We start from the raw sequence: 17,685 nt of genomic DNA on the forward strand, positions 1-17,685 counted from the left end.
GTATAAGCGGAAGACGGGATTCGAACCCGCGACCCCCACCTTGGCAAGGTGGTGTTCTACCACTGAACTACTTCCGCATTACAGGATTTCTTTATTTTATTTGGCAATGCGGGTGAAGGGACTTGAACCCCCACGTCATAAAGACACTAGATCCTAAGTCTAGCGCGTCTGCCAATTCCGCCACACCCGCATGAAACATGGTGAGCCATGAAGGACTCGAACCTTCGACCCTCTGATTAAAAGTCAGATGCTCTACCAACTGAGCTAATGGCTCGCTTTAAAAGCGACTTGTCTATCTTACCATATGAAACTGGTGCCGGCAAGAGGACTTGAACCCCCAACCTACTGATTACAAGTCAGTTGCTCTACCAGTTGAGCTACACCGGCTTTATCTATCCTAACATTATGTAAGAATAAATATGGTGGAGGATGACGGGCTCGAACCGCCGACCCTCTGCTTGTAAGGCAGATGCTCTCCCAGCTGAGCTAATCCTCCACTATGTAGGAATCTCTCGATCCGACAAAGATTATTATATACAGGTTTTCATCATTTGTAAAGGCTATATTAAAAAAATTTTATTTCAATTTTCATCACGTATTTCTTTTAACAAATGACCGTTATTTCCTCTAATCAATCAGCGTCATCTAACGTTCATCACTTAAACTCCTCCACTCTATATTCTCTTTAAAAATGGGCAATTCCTTCATAAATATTAGCATCTCATATTAGATACCATGAGGTCCGAATTAGAATTATCTTCTATTTTCAATACAGAGCTTTTCTATCATCTATTCATCTAACTCTTTACTGGCTATTTCATAGGTAACTGGAATACACGATCTCATTTTCAAAGTGTTTCATATGCTTGTAAATGTGCTAGAGTAGAGTGTTGAAACGTTCATCAAACAAGTGCAATCAGCAGCATATTTTTCTCAAGAAGCACAAAAAAGACCAGTTCCAAATGGAACTGATCCTTATACAAGCTTGGCAGCGTCCTACTCTCACAGGGGGAGACCCCCAACTACCATCGGCGCTGAAGAGCTTAACTTCCGTGTTCGGTATGGGAACGGGTGTGACCTCTTCGCTATCGCCACCAAACCTGATGGAGAGAATGTTCTCTCAAAACTAGATAACAATGTTCAAACTTCACAATAGAATATAGGTTAAGTCCTCGATCTATTAGTATCTGTCAGCTCCACGTGTCACCACGCTTCCACCTCAGACCTATCAACCTGATCATCTTTCAGGGATCTTACTTCCTTGCGGAATGGGAAATCTCATCTTGAGGGGGGCTTCATGCTTAGATGCTTTCAGCACTTATCCCGTCCGCACATAGCTACCCAGCGATGCCCTTGGCAGAACAACTGGTACACCAGCGGTGCGTCCATCCCGGTCCTCTCGTACTAAGGACAGCTCCTCTCAAATTTCCTGCGCCCGCGACGGATAGGGACCGAACTGTCTCACGACGTTCTGAACCCAGCTCGCGTACCGCTTTAATGGGCGAACAGCCCAACCCTTGGGACCGACTACAGCCCCAGGATGCGATGAGCCGACATCGAGGTGCCAAACCTCCCCGTCGATGTGGACTCTTGGGGGAGATAAGCCTGTTATCCCCGGGGTAGCTTTTATCCGTTGAGCGATGGCCCTTCCATGCGGAACCACCGGATCACTAAGCCCGACTTTCGTCCCTGCTCGACTTGTAGGTCTCGCAGTCAAGCTCCCTTGTGCCTTTACACTCTGCGAATGATTTCCAACCATTCTGAGGGAACCTTTGGGCGCCTCCGTTACATTTTAGGAGGCGACCGCCCCAGTCAAACTGCCCACCTGACACTGTCTCCCTGCCCGATAAGGGCAGCGGGTTAGAAGGTCAATACAGCCAGGGTAGTATCCCACCGATGCCTCCACCGAAGCTAGCGCTCCGGTTTCCAAGGCTCCTACCTATCCTGTACAAGCTGTACCAACATTCAATATCAGGCTGCAGTAAAGCTCCACGGGGTCTTTCCGTCCTGTCGCGGGTAACCTGCATCTTCACAGGTACTATAATTTCACCGAGTCTCTCGTTGAGACAGTGCCCAGATCGTTGCGCCTTTCGTGCGGGTCGGAACTTACCCGACAAGGAATTTCGCTACCTTAGGACCGTTATAGTTACGGCCGCCGTTTACTGGGGCTTCAATTCGCACCTTCGCTTACGCTAAGCGCTCCTCTTAACCTTCCAGCACCGGGCAGGCGTCAGCCCCTATACTTCGCCTTACGGCTTCGCAGAGACCTGTGTTTTTGCTAAACAGTCGCCTGGGCCTATTCACTGCGGCTTCTCGGGGCTTTAACACCCTAAGAAGCACCCCTTCTCCCGAAGTTACGGGGTCATTTTGCCGAGTTCCTTAACGAGAGTTCTCTCGATCACCTTAGGATTCTCTCCTCGCCTACCTGTGTCGGTTTGCGGTACGGGCACCTCTCACCTCGCTAGAGGCTTTTCTTGGCAGTGTGGAATCAGGAACTTCGCTACTAAATTTCGCTCGCCATCACAGCTCAGCCTTCACGGGAAACGGATTTGCCTATTTCCCAGCCTAACTGCTTGGACGCGGATATCCAATACCGCGCTTACCCTATCCTCCTGCGTCCCCCCATTGCTCAAATGGTGAGGAGGTGGTACAGGAATATCAACCTGTTGTCCATCGCCTACGCCTTTCGGCCTCGGCTTAGGTCCCGACTAACCCTGAGCGGACGAGCCTTCCTCAGGAAACCTTAGGCATTCGGTGGACGGGATTCTCACCCGTCTTTCGCTACTCATACCGGCATTCTCACTTCTAAGCGCTCCACCAGTCCTTCCGGTCTGACTTCACAGCACTTAGAACGCTCTCCTACCACTGTTCGTTAGAACAGTCCGCAGCTTCGGTGATACGTTTAGCCCCGGTACATTTTCGGCGCAGAGTCACTCGACCAGTGAGCTATTACGCACTCTTTAAATGGTGGCTGCTTCTAAGCCAACATCCTGGTTGTCTAAGCAACTCCACATCCTTTTCCACTTAACGTATACTTTGGGACCTTAGCTGGCGGTCTGGGCTGTTTCCCTTTCGACTACGGATCTTATCACTCGCAGTCTGACTCCCAAGGATAAGTCATCGGCATTCGGAGTTTGACTGAATTCGGTAACCCGGTAGGGGCCCCTAGTCCAATCAGTGCTCTACCTCCGAGACTCTTACCTTGAGGCTAGCCCTAAAGCTATTTCGGAGAGAACCAGCTATCTCCAGGTTCGATTGGCATTTCACCCCTACCCACACCTCATCCCCGCACTTTTCAACGTGCGTGGGTTCGGGCCTCCATTCAGTGTTACCTGAACTTCACCCTGGACATGGGTAGATCACCTGGTTTCGGGTCTACGACCACGTACTCATGCGCCCTATTCAGACTCGCTTTCGCTGCGGCTCCGCATCTTCTGCTTAACCTTGCACGGGATCGTAACTCGCCGGTTCATTCTACAAAAGGCACGCCATCACCCTTTAACGGGCTCTGACTACTTGTAGGCACACGGTTTCAGGATCTATTTCACTCCCCTTCCGGGGTGCTTTTCACCTTTCCCTCACGGTACTGGTTCACTATCGGTCACTAGGGAGTATTTAGCCTTGGGAGATGGTCCTCCCGGATTCCGACGGAATTTCACGTGTTCCGCCGTACTCAGGATCCACTCTGGAGAGAACAACATTTCAGTTACAGGGCTGTTACCTTCTTTGGCGGGCCTTTCCAGACCTCTTCGCTTATATCGTTCCTTTGTAACTCCGTATAGAGTGTCCTACAACCCCAAGAGGCAAGCCTCTTGGTTTGGGCTGTTCCCGTTTCGCTCGCCGCTACTCAGGGAATCGCATTTGCTTTCTCTTCCTCCGGGTACTTAGATGTTTCAGTTCCCCGGGTATGCCTTCTCATACTCTATGTATTCAAGTATGGATACTACTCCATTACGAGCAGTGGGTTTCCCCATTCGGAAATCTCCGGATCAAAGCTTGCTTACAGCTCCCCGAAGCATATCGGTGTTCGTCCCGTCCTTCATCGGCTCCTAGTGCCAAGGCATCCACCGTGCGCCCTTTCTAACTTAACCATTTCTTACTTTAGAAAGAATCACTATGTGTGATGAACTTTGCATTGCATTCAATGTGAATGTATTACTTATTGTTATCTAGTTTTCAAAGAACAATCCTGTCTCGCTAGAGACATGTTTTGAAGGAATGATCCTTCAAAACTAAACAAGACCAAAACGCACGCTGCTCCATATATCCTTAGAAAGGAGGTGATCCAGCCGCACCTTCCGATACGGCTACCTTGTTACGACTTCACCCCAATCATCTGTCCCACCTTCGGCGGCTGGCTCCATAAAGGTTACCTCACCGACTTCGGGTGTTACAAACTCTCGTGGTGTGACGGGCGGTGTGTACAAGGCCCGGGAACGTATTCACCGCGGCATGCTGATCCGCGATTACTAGCGATTCCAGCTTCACGCAGTCGAGTTGCAGACTGCGATCCGAACTGAGAACAGATTTATGGGATTGGCTAAACCTTGCGGTCTCGCAGCCCTTTGTTCTGTCCATTGTAGCACGTGTGTAGCCCAGGTCATAAGGGGCATGATGATTTGACGTCATCCCCACCTTCCTCCGGTTTGTCACCGGCAGTCACCTTAGAGTGCCCAACTAAATGCTGGCAACTAAGATCAAGGGTTGCGCTCGTTGCGGGACTTAACCCAACATCTCACGACACGAGCTGACGACAACCATGCACCACCTGTCACTCTGTCCCCGAAGGGAAAGCCCTATCTCTAGGGTTGTCAGAGGATGTCAAGACCTGGTAAGGTTCTTCGCGTTGCTTCGAATTAAACCACATGCTCCACCGCTTGTGCGGGCCCCCGTCAATTCCTTTGAGTTTCAGTCTTGCGACCGTACTCCCCAGGCGGAGTGCTTAATGCGTTAGCTGCAGCACTAAGGGGCGGAAACCCCCTAACACTTAGCACTCATCGTTTACGGCGTGGACTACCAGGGTATCTAATCCTGTTCGCTCCCCACGCTTTCGCTCCTCAGCGTCAGTTACAGACCAGAGAGTCGCCTTCGCCACTGGTGTTCCTCCACATCTCTACGCATTTCACCGCTACACGTGGAATTCCACTCTCCTCTTCTGCACTCAAGTTTCCCAGTTTCCAATGACCCTCCCCGGTTGAGCCGGGGGCTTTCACATCAGACTTAAGAAACCGCCTGCGAGCCCTTTACGCCCAATAATTCCGGACAACGCTTGCCACCTACGTATTACCGCGGCTGCTGGCACGTAGTTAGCCGTGGCTTTCTGGTTAGGTACCGTCAAGGTGCGAGCAGTTACTCTCGCACTTGTTCTTCCCTAACAACAGAGCTTTACGATCCGAAAACCTTCATCACTCACGCGGCGTTGCTCCGTCAGACTTTCGTCCATTGCGGAAGATTCCCTACTGCTGCCTCCCGTAGGAGTCTGGGCCGTGTCTCAGTCCCAGTGTGGCCGATCACCCTCTCAGGTCGGCTACGCATCGTCGCCTTGGTGAGCCATTACCCCACCAACTAGCTAATGCGCCGCGGGTCCATCTGTAAGTGACAGCCGAAACCGTCTTTCATCCTTGAACCATGCGGTTCAAGGAACTATCCGGTATTAGCTCCGGTTTCCCGGAGTTATCCCAGTCTTACAGGCAGGTTACCCACGTGTTACTCACCCGTCCGCCGCTAACATCCGGGAGCAAGCTCCCTTCTGTTCGCTCGACTTGCATGTATTAGGCACGCCGCCAGCGTTCGTCCTGAGCCAGGATCAAACTCTCCGAGGTATGCAGGATGCATATCACACATGCGTTGCTACACGATGTAGCGAACTTAGCATGTGATCATTTCCTGCCTCGTCAGCGTTTGACTGACTACCTATGAAACATCATAGGATTTTTTATAAAAACTCGAATTAACAGGTACGTTTTGTCTTGTTTAGTTTTCAAAGATCATTTTCGTCGTCTCTCAGAGGCGACTTTATTAATATAACATTCTATCAAGATAAAGTCAATAACTTTTTTCTTTATGTTATTTAATAACCGCGCTGTTTTAGCGGCGAATACAAATATAACACCTTTTGAGAGAGGAAACAAGTATTTTTTCTAAATAATTTATTTTTCCTTATCTCTTCCTATATAATCATACAAAGATCGATTGTCACAGGAATTCTCTATTGTTGATCCTGAAGGTCTTTAGTATATTTATAATAGAAGAAAACTAAATAACCGCAGGGGGAGCTTTGTGCTGAGAGTGAACACTTGTTGTTCTGACCCTTTGAACCTGTCAGTTAATACTGAAGTAGGAATGTGGATTCATTTGAACACATGTGGTGTATTCAACTCGATATGTTTTTCTATGAATAACATACTCATCCTTACACGGTCTCTCCTTGCTCAATTCATGAAAAGGGAGATTTTTTTATGCAACAATCAAACCAATTGGTACGACTGATGGAAATCGCAATTATGACTTCACTTGCACTTGTATTAGATTACTTATCTGGTCTCTTTTTAAGAATGCCGAACGGCGGATCTCTTGCTCTGATTATGATCCCCGTCATTCTTATGTCTATTAGATGGGGAATATCAACCGGGTTTATCATTGGCGTGCTTATTGCAGGCCTTCAGCTGATGAATGGTCCTATTATTGCTACACCAGTTCAAGGATTTCTCGATTATTTCGTCGCATCTGTTGTCATTTCCCTAAGCGGCCTATTTTCTGGATTGATTAAAAAAGCCATTCAGGATCAAAAGCGAAAGCAGCAATTCTTCTATATTACTTTATCCGTATTTGTCGCAAGTTTCTTCAGACTGTTGACGTTCTTTATCTCTGGTGTTGTTTTCTTTTCTCAGTATGCACCAAAAGGGACACCAGGTTGGGTTTACTCTTTAATTTATAACAGCACATACATGGTTCCTTCATTTATTATTTGCAGTATCGTTCTTTGCATACTCATACCAAGTGCATCTCGTTTGGTTTTTCCTCACAAAAAATAACTGGCTGATTTCAGCTAGTTATTTCTTATGCATAAATTGCCTCTCTATGGAATCTATTAATAGTAGAAGATTTCATGTTGGAGGTACGTCAATGAGCCCTTACTCCATTATGCTGTGCTGTTATATTCTCAGTCTTGCTTATTTTTTGGCAGGTTTCTATGAAGCTTTAAAGATAGCAGGAATAAAAGGAAAAGTAGAAGCTTCTCCTCTTATCTCTTATATGCTATTAGCGGTGCTTTTCACTTTTTTCTCTCATTATTATTGGAAGCTGACGATTTAATTCGGTGTAGATGGTCATTTAATATAGGTAGCTCCCACCCGTATCCTATTTCATCATGCTTCTCGCCAGCCAGCTCGAACTGGCTGGTAACGACAAAATGAGGTTGAAGCTTTTGATAAAAATGCTTTGCCGAGTTTTGTTCAAATACCCACAGTAGTATATTTTGATACCCTTTCTCTATTAAATAACGCACTCCTTCTGCAATTAAAGCAATACCTGCTCCTGATCTCTGTTTCTCTTGCAATAAATAGATCGCGTAAAGTTCTCCATCATATGTTGGATAGCGCTCATCACGTTGTTTTCCAAAAGAAGCAAAACCAAATACCCCCTCGGCATCTTCTGCGACAAACGTCCCTTCAAGTGACATTCTTCTCCAGCTCTCTTCTCGCTCTTCTATTTTTAAACCATCCAAATACTCCTGATTGATAATACCTTGATAAGTCGTCTGCCAGCTCTTCACATGTATTTCGGCGATTTTAGGAATATCTTGTTGTACAGCATGTCTCACTTTCATCCGCGCCACTCCTTCTCATTTTTTCACCATATCTTTATTATGATAAATTCCTATTTCCTAAAATTCAATCAATAAAGGATATCCGTTGACATTTTGTCAACACACCTTTATATTGGGTACGACTTCTTCTATAGAAGAGTTGATACATCATACAAAGGATGGCGTAAAATGGATTCTAAAACAACTAAGCTTGGGACTCTTTTAAAGAAAAGATTGCAACAAAGGTCTTTATCTTTAAGAGAGCTCAGCACATACACAGAAATTGATAAAGCGACACTGTCTCGAATCATGAACGGAAAAAGAAAACCAACTTTGAATCATCTGCATCGGCTTTCAGATTCTCTGAACCTATCATTAGATCAACTATTAGCTGCTGCTGGGTTTCCAATCAAAAACGAAAAGGTACATAGTGATACGTTCATCCAAGCGGTAGAAGAGATCGAAACAACACTGAAAGATCAGGAAGTCTATGACGGTACATTTAGTCAGACCAAATTAAAACAAAAGCTAAACGAATATGAGACCTACAGCCAAACAACCGAGGGAAAAGAAACGATCTCGTCAAAGTTTGAGAAAAAGATAGAGACGCTAAACGGCGTCGGGCCATTCCTTCAGCATTTAAAAGACATGTACAGCATCTTTATGACCGGACGAGGTACTTCTCGAGAATTAATGCTGATGGGAGGCGCACTCCTTTATTTCATTATGCCTGTTGACTTAATTCCGGACTATATTTTTCCGATCGGCTACATTGATGATGCTGCGGCTGTGAAAATCGTCATAGACCAGCTGACAAATAGGTAACAGGAAAAGAAGCTATGAAAAAACAGTACAGCATTGACTTCATCCTTTTACTCACTGTCATTTGTTTCTTTGTCATCAGCCTGATAGCTGTATATAGCGGATCGGGGCAGTATGAAACGCAGGATATGTTTTATTTCGTCAAAAGACAAATCTTCTGGTATATCGTCGGCTTTGGTCTCATGGCAATAGCTGCATACTTTGATTATGAATTGCTTGAGCGTTTATCTTTTCGGTTATTTGCAGGTGGTATTTTTCTCATTATTCTTGTGCACTTTTTTGGAACGAGTCAAAACGGTTCACAAAGATGGATCAGCTTCGGTTCAATCAAAGTTCAGCCATCAGAGTTCATGAAAATTTTTGTGATCTTGCTTCTAGCGGCTGTCTTGAACCAATACAAGCATCAGCGATTTTCGTTTAAAGAAAGCATCATTCCTACAAGTAAAGTCGTTTGCTGGACCGTTGTCCCTTTTTTCCTCATTTTGGTTCAGCCTGATTTAGGGACAGCGCTCGTCATATTATCTATCGCCTTTACACTGATGCTTGTGTCAGGGATTTCTAGCAAGATGATGGCCGCATTAACGGCTTCTTTTCTGGCATTTCTTTCATTTTTGGTCTACTTACACAACGAACACTTTGAGCATTTCACAAAAATCATTAAGCCACATCAGCTTGATCGCATTTATGGCTGGCTCTCTCCCGATGAATTTGATTCAACATACGGGTATCAGCTGAAACAATCGATGCTCGGTATTGGATCAGGTCAATTATCAGGAAGCGGTTTTACAAAGGGGCATCAAGTACAAGGCGGTAATATCCCTGAAGCGCATACGGATTTTATTTTTGCCGTCATTGGTGAGGAGTTTGGTTTTATCGGCGCATCCCTTTTGATGTGTTTGTACTTAATGATGATTTACCGAATTATTCATGTGGCTATGCACGCGAATACGCTTTATGGTTTGTACATATGTGCAGGTGTCGTTGGGCTGATCGTGTTTCAAGTTTTCCAAAACGTAGGGATGACAATTGGATTAATGCCTGTGACAGGACTTGCGCTTCCTTTTATCAGCTATGGAGGCAGTGCGCTACTCACTAACATGATTGCCATTGGTCTCGTGTTTAGTGTCAATATCAGATCATCATCCTATATGTTCGGAGACAATTGGAATTGAAGATGGTAGCATTTCTTCTATCTCATCTCAAAAGAGTCGACCTCGTTCTTGTTGGAACAATTGCGTTCCTCTGTTTATTTGGTTTACTGATGGTGTACAGTGCTAGTTATCCTTTAGGAGAAGTGAAATATGAGAAAGGCAGCTATTTCTTTGTCAAACAATGGCAATGGCTCCTGATTGGAGGATTCTTTTTCTTCATTGCCGCTCTTTTCCCTTATCAGATTTATCGTAAATGGATCAAGTGGCTTGTCATGCTGTCATTGCTATGTCTCATTCTAGTTCTGCTTCCTGGAATCGGTGTTGTGAAAAACAATTCACAGCGATGGATTCAGCTGGGTTCTCTTATGCTCCAACCTTCTGAAGCTGTGAAACTAGTGATGGTGATCTATTTTGCCTATGTGTACGCGAAAAAACAGGCGTACATTACCTCTTTTAAAAGAGGTGTAATGCCGCCACTGATCCTTTTAAGTTTTGTTTTTTTATTCATCTTAAAACAGCCTGATTTAGGCACAGCTGTGTCTATTTTATTAAGCTGCGGCATTATTTTATTGTGCGCTGGGCTGAAAACGCGCCATCTCATTTTGCTAGGATCGATTGCCGCAGCAGGCATCACTTTTTTTGCAGTGACAGCTCCATACCGTTTGAAGCGGCTGACTTCTTTTCGTGATCCTTTTCAGTATGAAGATGGAGATGGCTATCAGCTCATTCATTCGTATCTCGCAATGAATTCAGGCGGGCTGACAGGGAATGGCTTAGGAGGGAGCATTCAAAAGCTAGGTTTTCTTCCTGAAGCCCATACAGATTTTATTATGGCCATTATCAGTGAAGAGCTGGGTATTATGGGGATTTTGATTGTGATGGGCGCATATCTAATCATCATGTATCGTGCATTGCGAATTGTGCAAGCTTTACATGACCCTTTTGGAAAATTGTTAACGATTGGACTTACGTTTCAAATCATGCTCCAAGCCGTCTTTAATTTAGGCGCTGTTTTTGGTCTTCTTCCGATCACAGGCATTCCGCTTCCCTTCATTAGTTATGGCGGCTCATCCCTAGTGTTCATGATGATATCTGCTGGTATTCTCGTAAATCTTTCTTCATATGTAAAAAGGAATCCATATAGGGCGCACGCCAAATAGACACCTTCTGATGGAAGGTGTCTATTGATTTTATTCGTCTATTTGAGTATCAGCGATCTCTTTTTTTCTTGGTTGTTTGATTTCATTCGTTAGTTCCTGAATGCTTTGCTTCACATTGGCTTTGCCGGAAAAGTTCTCAATAATTTCTTTGACATCAATTCCAGAGGATGCTTTCAGACTTTCTTGTAGACTGGACATGAGGTTTGTAGCATAGCCAGTGACTTTATTGGCACCGCTACCTTCTCCGTTACCTCCCGTATCCACAACCGTAATTTTGTCAATGTTAGAAAGTGGTGCAGATACTTGCTTCGCATATTCAGGAAGCATTTTCACGATCATATCAAGGATCGCTGCCTGACCATACTGTTCAAATGCTTCGGCGATCTTCTCTTTTGCTTCTGCTTCCGCAAGTCCTTTCAGTCTAATGACCTCTGCTTCTGTTTCCCCTTTCGCACGATCCGCTTCCGCTTTGGCAAGCCCGTCAATTCGGACTTTCTCAGCTTCTGCTTTTGCCATTGCTTCAATGCTATATTTCTTAGCATCCGCTTCTGCAAGGCGTTTCGCTTTTTCCGCCGCAGCTGACTGCTCAACAGCATAACGATCCGCATCTGCTTTCTTTTTCACTTCAGAATCGTATTGACGCTCACGACGCTGGATCTCTTTTTCTTCTAATTCAATTTGTTTCTGTCGTTCAATGATTTTTACTTGCATTTCTTGTTCAGTTACGTGCTGACGATTACGAGCTGTTTCAAGATCGTACGCTTGGTCGGCGCTTGCTTTTGCTGTATCTTGTTCACGTCTGAATTCTGCTCTTTTCAGCTCATTGATTTTTTCTGCTTCAGCGATTTCAGTGGCACGCTCAAGCTCAGATTTCTTCGCATCTTTATCTGCTTCTGCACGTTTGATACGTGTTTCTTTATCTGCTTCTGCTGTTGCAATATCTGCATCGCGTTTCACTTGGGCAATTCTAGGTTTACCTAGTGATTCTAAATAGCCATTTTTATCACGGACATCTTTGATGGTAAACGATACAATGACGAGGCCCATTTTCGCTAGATCTTGAGAAGCGACACGCTGTACTTCTTGAGAAAATTTCTCTCTGTTTTTATAAATTTCTTCAACTGTCATAGATCCTAAAATGGAGCGAAGGTGTCCTTCTAGTACTTCTCTCGCTTCGTTTTCACGGTCTTCTTTTGTTTTACCTAAGAACTGCTCGGCAGCAGTAGCAATTTCTTCAATCGACCCACCAATTTTAATGATGGCCGTTCCGTCTGCCATGACTGGTACACCTTGTTCAGTATAGACTTCAGGCGTTGAAACATCTAGCTTGCTAGATAGTAAGCTGAGCGGCTCTGCTTGTTGAAAAACAGGGAGTACAAAGGTACCTCCACCTCTTACAATCTTAATCTTGTTTCCACCTTCATCGACGTGGACATTTTTACTTCCGAGGTAACTTCCTGTGACGATTAATGCTTCATCTGGACCAGCTGTCCGGTATTTCGAAACAAATACACCAATAAGTGCAATTAAAATCACAAGCACAATTCCAATGATAATTAAAATGGTTGTTCCTGGCATAGCATTCCCTCCTAGATTTCTTCATTTGGTATAACTGATAAGACGCCTTTATTCACTTCGACGACCAGTACCCGGGTTCCATATGGAATCTCCTCTTCGTCGAAACTGACGGCAGGCTTTGAGATTTTCCCGCTATTACTAATTAACAGCACTTCTCCAAACCCGTCTTTTGGAACAGATACAATGGTCTCCCCAGTTCTTCCTTTTAAGTCGGCCTCCGTATATGAGAGAGATTCTTCAGCAGAGGAAAGCGGGACTAAGACAAAGACATTCAAACAAGTCACAAGTACCACTGCGAGGATGGCAGATAAGACTGCGCCAAGCCCACTCCCTACAATTGCTGTTTTTTCAGAGATAAACCCTCCAGCCGAGAAAAAGGTAAGAAATGCGAGGATTAATGTTGGTTGAAGGAATGGGACAGGAATTGCTTCAAACAATCCATCAAACACATCGCCGAAAAAGACGAAAACAAGTGTCAGGATTCCTGATATCATCAATATGTATAAATATAGCGTCTGAAGTGGCAGCCCAAACACATCCATCTTCCTCACCCTTTCTTCATGAAATGAACACCCTTTGTTTCATTTAGACCATGCCCACCTCCAATGTATTCCTTCTAACAGGTAATACGAACCACTTTTGTAAAGGTTTCAAATTTCCTCACAATTCTTCAAAGGAATTCAAGGATAGCTCAAGAATGATTGTCATGTACCAGTATGTTAAAATTTGATCTTGAGGTGATGAAAATGAGTTTATTACATGATGCAAGACAAGAATTGTGGCAAGAGTTGCAAGGTTTGAACGAAGAACAATTGAATCAAAAATTATCTGATGATACTTGGAGTATTCAAGAGGTGGCAGATCATTTAAAGAAGATGGACCTCGTGGCAGCGAAACATCTAGCTGCTGAAGGAAAAAAAGCACCGATTAAAGAATATGAGCCAAAGCCGGTGGAAATGGCAGAGGATCGTTCTAGAAAAGCGACTGCGCCTAGTATTGTTGAACCTGAGCGCAAGCATGTGACACCTACACATTTAAAAGATGAGCTCGATACAGCACGTGAGCAGCTCAATCAAATTCTATCAACGTTTACTGAGGATGATTTCAAGCGCGTCATTGCACACCCTGTGTTTGAAGAGTTATCCCTTAAACAATATCTTGATTTTATCGGCGCACATGAAAAACGCCATATCCATCAAATCAAAGAAATTAAAGAACAGCTGTAAGATGTAAAAAAGACTCCCTTTTGGGGAGCCTTTTTTCATTGTTACACTGTTTTAGGTGTGAGATCGAAACAGCGAGCATAAATCCAGTTGTACGCTTTTTCGTTTAGATCTCTTGGGTTTCCAATGGTTTGCGGATCTTTCATTGCTTCTTTAGATAAGCGGTCAATCATCTCTTTTGATACATCTTGCTCTTCTAATGAAGGAACCTCTAGGTCTTCCACTAAATCATACATCCAGTTCACAGCAGCTTTGGCTGCTTCCTCTGTTGACATTCGGCTAGTATCAATACCAAATGCTTGCGCGATACGAGCAAATTTTTCGGGATACCCCTTCCAATTATACTCCATCACTGGTCCCATCATTGCCGCTACACACTGACCGTGCGCTACAGGAATCATTCCTCCGAGTGTTTGACTCATCGCGTGTGCAGCACCAGCTGATTCGCTTCCATAAGAAAGCCCGGCAAGCATTGCGGCTTGTGCCATTCCATATCTGGCTTCTAAGTCCTCACCATCGGCAAAGGCACGGCGAATATAATGAGCTGCATATTCAATGGCCATGAGCGCGACCGCATCTGTAATAGGCTGAGCAAATTTCATTGTATAGCATTCAATGGCGTGTGCAAGTGCATCAATTCCAGTCATTGCTGTCACATGAGGTGGCATGGATACATGAAGCTCTGGATCAATGACTGTGAGGTGAGCTGCAATGAGCGGGCCACCTGTGTTGAATTTGAATTCTCTTTCTTCATCTGTGATGACTGCCCACTGCGTCACTTCTGAACCTGTACCAGCCGTTGTTGGAATAGTGGTTAAAGGTGGGATTCTCTTTTCAAGCGGTTTTTTCCCCTCTGCCGCTTCGTAATCAAGGACTGACCCTTCATGCGTCGCTTCTACACCGATCGCCTTGGCCGTATCCATTGAGCTTCCGCCGCCTACTGCGACTAATCCATTACAGCCTTCTTTTTCATATAACGCAGAGCCTTCATTCACTAAACGGACTGGCGGGTTTGGCTCTACTTTATCAAATAGTACCACATCAATTTGCGCTTCTTTTAATGCAGCAATCACTGGATCTACCACGCCCGCCAGGTAAATACCCGGGTCTGTTACAAGCAATACCTTTGAAACACCGTATGCTTTTACTTCTTCCCCAACATGTTTCACTGCACCGATACCATGTTTGATGACAGTCGGAATTTCAAATGTATGGAATTTCTGCATGCTTTCAATTTTCATATTTAATGTCATATAGAATCTCCTCCAAATGTGTGATTTTTATTGAAACCAATGAACCGCTTCAGGTTTTGTATTACGATATACATGCTTCAGCTCCGTATATTCCTCGAGCCCGGTGCGTCCTAATTCACGTCCTAGACCTGATTGCTTATATCCACCCCAAGGTGCTTGAGCGAAATAAGGATGGAAATCATTGATCCAAACTGTGCCCAATCTTAATTGACGAGCAACTCTTTCGGCATTGCTGATATCAGTAGACCACACAGCTCCTGCTAATCCATAAATCGTATCGTTTGCCAGCTCAATCACTTCTTCCTCTGTACGGAAGGATTCAACTGTCAATACTGGGCCAAAGACTTCTTCTTGGACAATCCGCATCTCTGACGTGCAGCCTGAGAAAATCGTTGGCAAGTAGAAGAACCCATTTGAAAGCTCCTCTGCGTCAGGTCTTTTTCCGCCTGTTTCTAATTTGGCGCCTTCATCTAGCCCAATGCTGACGTATTTTTCTACTTTTTCTCGATGCTCAGCTGAGATGAGTGGGCCGCTCTGGGTTTCTTCATCAAAGCCGTTGCCTAGCTTGATTTTTTTCGTCCGCTTCACCAGTTCTTCTAGAAATTTGTCATGAATAGATTCTTCCACCAGCAAACGTGAACCTGCTGAACACACTTGCCCCGCATGGAAAAACACAGCATTCATTGCCTGGTCAACCGCTACGTCTAAATCAGCATCTTGAAACACAATATTCGGATTTTTCCCACCAAGCTCAAGGGCGATTTTCTTCACATTCCCACTGGCTCCCTGCATGATTTTCTTGCCTGTTTCAATACCGCCTGTAAATGAAATCAAATCGACTTGATCATTCACAGCAAGCTCATCACCAACCGTTGCACCTGGTCCAAGGACTAGGTTTGCCACTCCTGCTGGAATGCCCGCTTCTTCCATGAGTTTGAATACTTTGATCGTGGTGAGTGGTGTGATTTCACTTGGCTTTAATACGATGGTATTCCCCGCCGCAAGAGCAGGAGCGATTTTCCAGCTTGCTTGAAGCAATGGATAGTTCCAAGGAGTAATTTGCCCGCATACACCAACAGGCTCTCTGACCAATTCGCTTTTTGAGTTCGGGATTGGTGATGCAATGATTTCCCCGCCATCTTTGTCAGCAAGCCCTGCATAATATTGGAACACATTCGCAATATCATCCATATCTGCTTTACTTTCCTCTACTGTTTTACCAGTATCAAGCGATTCTAATTTGGCTAGTTCATCCAGATCACGTCTAATCAATTCAGCAATCTTAAACACCATATTTCCTCTTTCAATTCCAGGCAAGTTTGCCCAATCACCTTGATCGAAGGCTTTTCTCGCTGCTTTAATGGCAAGCTGCGCGTCATTTCTTGATCCTTCACTGACTGTCGTGATCACTTCTTGATTAAATGGATTGATGATATCCCGCGTGTCGCCACTTTTGGCGCCAACCCATTGTCCATTTATAAATAGTGTTTGACTCATAGAAGGAACCTCCTCTGATTCTTTTTGATAAGTTTGTTAAATAAAAATTTAACGTTTTGAACATAATTAACGTATCATGTTCAAATTTTTCTGTCAAAGGGAGATATGCTTCATTTTCTTTTGACATTTCGCATTCTTTCGTTAACATATAGTCCATAAAGATTTTTTTGAACGTATTGAATTCTCTTAATAGAAAGCAGGGACAAGATGAAAAAGCAGAAAGAGTTGCAAGCAGAAGAACGTATTTTAGCTGCTAAAGACCTAGTCATTGATTCAATAGCTGAAACGATGGATCTCTATGGCATTACACGAAGTGCTGGTATTCTCTATGGGACCATGTATTTAAATGAGGAAATGACGCTGGATGAAATGCGTGAAGAGCTGCAAATGAGTAAGCCGAGTATGAGTACGGGTGTCAAAAAACTGCAAGATATGAATATTGTCAAAAAAACCTTTCACCGAGGACGAAGAAAACATAGTTTTGTTGCTGAAAAAGACTTTTTTAAGTTTTTCATGAACTTCTTTCCGCAAAAATGGGAACGAGAGGTCGAGGTGAATTTAGCGGCAATTGAAGAAGCGCAAGTGCGGCTTCAAGAGGTGGCTCTTGATGATCAGCTGGAGGAACATATAAGAGAAGAAGCGCAGCAGCTGATTGAGCAACTTGAAAGTTCAAAAGCCTACTATGACTGGCTGAGACGATTAGCAAACTCTGTTCATTCAGGAGAAATCTTTGACTATATCCCAATTGACCAGAAAGAAAAATAGACAATGTGTGTGCGTTTTAAAGGTTGAATTTTATAGGAGGATTGATTATAATAAATTATGTCGTAACACATCGGGGCATTAGCTCAGCTGGGAGAGCGCTACGCTGGCAGCGTAGAGGTCAGCGGTTCGATCCCGCTATGCTCCATAACGAAAAGCCATTCTTGAGAATTCAAGGATGGCTTTTTTATGTATTTATTTCTTACAGCTCTGTTTGTTCTTTGTTTTTTCTTAAGCCTAATATCTTTATGATGCTGTATGTGATCACAGAGACATAAGCTGTGATGAGAATGATTGTGTAAGACAAAGGAAAATCGCTTGTCATTCCGTGATAAATGAAATAGATGAGCAACACTGACAGTATGATGACTTGGAACATTTCCTTTTTCATTTTACTCTCCCCTGTATGATAGTGATTCGGTCGATTATATC

The 17,685-nt window shown here is 44.3% G+C and carries 12 protein-coding genes, 6 tRNA genes, 3 rRNA genes and 1 riboswitch; of the genes, 7 read left to right on the forward strand and 14 right to left on the reverse strand.

The window, feature by feature from the left end; genetic code table 11:
• Positions 1-5 precede the first annotated feature (5 nt).
• From MHI35_RS13940 to MHI35_RS13975, 8 genes are all read right to left on the reverse strand, one after another.
• Positions 6-77: transfer RNA gene (locus MHI35_RS13940), tRNA-Gly, on the reverse strand.
• A gap of 30 nt (positions 78-107) precedes the next feature.
• Positions 108-190, reverse strand: a tRNA-Leu gene (locus MHI35_RS13945).
• 8 nt (positions 191-198) lie between these two features.
• Positions 199-274 (reverse strand) — tRNA-Lys (locus MHI35_RS13950).
• 37 nt (positions 275-311) lie between these two features.
• Positions 312-387: transfer RNA gene (locus tag MHI35_RS13955), tRNA-Thr, on the reverse strand.
• A gap of 33 nt (positions 388-420) precedes the next feature.
• Positions 421-496, reverse strand: a tRNA-Val gene (locus MHI35_RS13960).
• Between the two features lie 487 nt (positions 497-983).
• A 5S ribosomal RNA gene (gene rrf, locus MHI35_RS13965) occupies positions 984-1,099 on the reverse strand.
• A gap of 61 nt (positions 1,100-1,160) precedes the next feature.
• A 23S ribosomal RNA gene (locus MHI35_RS13970) occupies positions 1,161-4,091 on the reverse strand.
• A gap of 182 nt (positions 4,092-4,273) precedes the next feature.
• Positions 4,274-5,822, reverse strand: a 16S ribosomal RNA gene (locus MHI35_RS13975).
• The 16S, 23S and 5S rRNA genes sit together here with 5 tRNA genes alongside, the layout of an rRNA operon.
• Positions 5,823-6,258: 436 nt before the next feature.
• Positions 6,259-6,360: riboswitch (TPP riboswitch) on the forward strand.
• A 98-nt stretch (positions 6,361-6,458) separates the two neighbouring features.
• Here MHI35_RS13975 and thiT point away from each other — a divergent pair.
• On the forward strand, positions 6,459-7,034 hold the full coding sequence (gene thiT, locus MHI35_RS13980) for an energy-coupled thiamine transporter ThiT (protein WP_106043681.1): 576 nt from the start codon (positions 6,459-6,461) through the stop codon (positions 7,032-7,034).
• Positions 7,035-7,273: 239 nt separating this feature from the next.
• Here thiT and MHI35_RS13985 read toward each other — a convergent pair whose 3' ends face one another.
• Entirely contained in the window at positions 7,274-7,828 is a 555-nt protein-coding gene (locus tag MHI35_RS13985; protein WP_335349052.1) for a GNAT family N-acetyltransferase, read from the reverse strand.
• Between the two features lie 168 nt (positions 7,829-7,996).
• Between MHI35_RS13985 and MHI35_RS13990 the strand changes: the two genes are divergently transcribed.
• From MHI35_RS13990 to ftsW, 3 genes are read left to right on the forward strand one after another with little or no spacing between them, the layout of a single operon-like run.
• Positions 7,997-8,632, forward strand: coding sequence for a DUF1232 domain-containing protein (locus MHI35_RS13990; protein ID WP_335349053.1), 636 nt, complete (start codon positions 7,997-7,999; stop codon positions 8,630-8,632).
• A gap of 14 nt (positions 8,633-8,646) precedes the next feature.
• Positions 8,647-9,801, forward strand: coding sequence for a rod shape-determining protein RodA (gene rodA, locus MHI35_RS13995; RefSeq protein ID WP_335349054.1), 1,155 nt, complete (start codon positions 8,647-8,649; stop codon positions 9,799-9,801).
• Positions 9,802-9,803: 2 nt separating this feature from the next.
• A complete protein-coding gene (ftsW, locus tag MHI35_RS14000) occupies positions 9,804-10,940 on the forward strand; it encodes a putative lipid II flippase FtsW (protein WP_417894676.1) in 1,137 nt (378 codons plus the stop codon).
• 30 nt (positions 10,941-10,970) lie between these two features.
• On the opposite strand, the gene MHI35_RS14005 is transcribed toward ftsW, so the two are convergent.
• Together MHI35_RS14005 and MHI35_RS14010 are read right to left on the reverse strand one after the other, a co-directional pair.
• Positions 10,971-12,518 (reverse strand): flotillin family protein, encoded by a 1,548-nt coding sequence (locus MHI35_RS14005; RefSeq protein WP_335349056.1) that lies wholly within the window; start codon positions 12,516-12,518, stop codon positions 10,971-10,973.
• Between the two features lie 11 nt (positions 12,519-12,529).
• Positions 12,530-13,060, reverse strand: a complete 531-nt coding sequence (locus tag MHI35_RS14010) for a hypothetical protein (protein WP_144522378.1) — start codon at positions 13,058-13,060, stop codon at positions 12,530-12,532.
• A 204-nt stretch (positions 13,061-13,264) separates the two neighbouring features.
• Here MHI35_RS14010 and MHI35_RS14015 point away from each other — a divergent pair, with 204 nt between their 5' ends.
• Positions 13,265-13,744: a DinB family protein gene (locus MHI35_RS14015; RefSeq protein WP_003213650.1), complete on the forward strand. Its 480-nt coding sequence runs from the start codon at positions 13,265-13,267 to the stop codon at positions 13,742-13,744.
• Between the two features lie 41 nt (positions 13,745-13,785).
• Here MHI35_RS14015 and MHI35_RS14020 read toward each other — a convergent pair whose 3' ends face one another.
• Together MHI35_RS14020 and betB are read right to left on the reverse strand one after the other, a co-directional pair.
• Positions 13,786-14,994 (reverse strand): iron-containing alcohol dehydrogenase, encoded by a 1,209-nt coding sequence (locus tag MHI35_RS14020; protein ID WP_144522377.1) that lies wholly within the window; start codon positions 14,992-14,994, stop codon positions 13,786-13,788.
• A 27-nt stretch (positions 14,995-15,021) separates the two neighbouring features.
• The gene (betB, locus tag MHI35_RS14025) at positions 15,022-16,491 is read right to left on the reverse strand and encodes a betaine-aldehyde dehydrogenase (RefSeq protein ID WP_211064150.1); all 1,470 of its coding nucleotides are present in this window, start codon (positions 16,489-16,491) and stop codon (positions 15,022-15,024) included.
• Between the two features lie 207 nt (positions 16,492-16,698).
• On the opposite strand from betB, the gene cudC reads away from it, so the two are divergent.
• Together cudC and MHI35_RS14035 are read left to right on the forward strand one after the other, a co-directional pair.
• Positions 16,699-17,256, forward strand: coding sequence for a choline uptake/conversion transcriptional regulator CudC (gene cudC / locus MHI35_RS14030; protein ID WP_211064149.1), 558 nt, complete (start codon positions 16,699-16,701; stop codon positions 17,254-17,256).
• A gap of 72 nt (positions 17,257-17,328) precedes the next feature.
• Positions 17,329-17,401: transfer RNA gene (locus tag MHI35_RS14035), tRNA-Ala, on the forward strand.
• 54 nt (positions 17,402-17,455) lie between these two features.
• Here the strand turns inward: MHI35_RS14035 and MHI35_RS14040 are convergent.
• Positions 17,456-17,644: a hypothetical protein gene (locus MHI35_RS14040; protein ID WP_144522374.1), complete on the reverse strand. Its 189-nt coding sequence runs from the start codon at positions 17,642-17,644 to the stop codon at positions 17,456-17,458.
• Positions 17,645-17,685: the final 41 nt, after the last annotated feature.

Origin of the sequence: Bacillus sp. FSL K6-3459 (genome assembly GCF_038003305.1) — a bacterium.
Lineage (GTDB): Bacteria > Bacillota > Bacilli > Bacillales > Bacillaceae > Bacillus > Bacillus pumilus_O.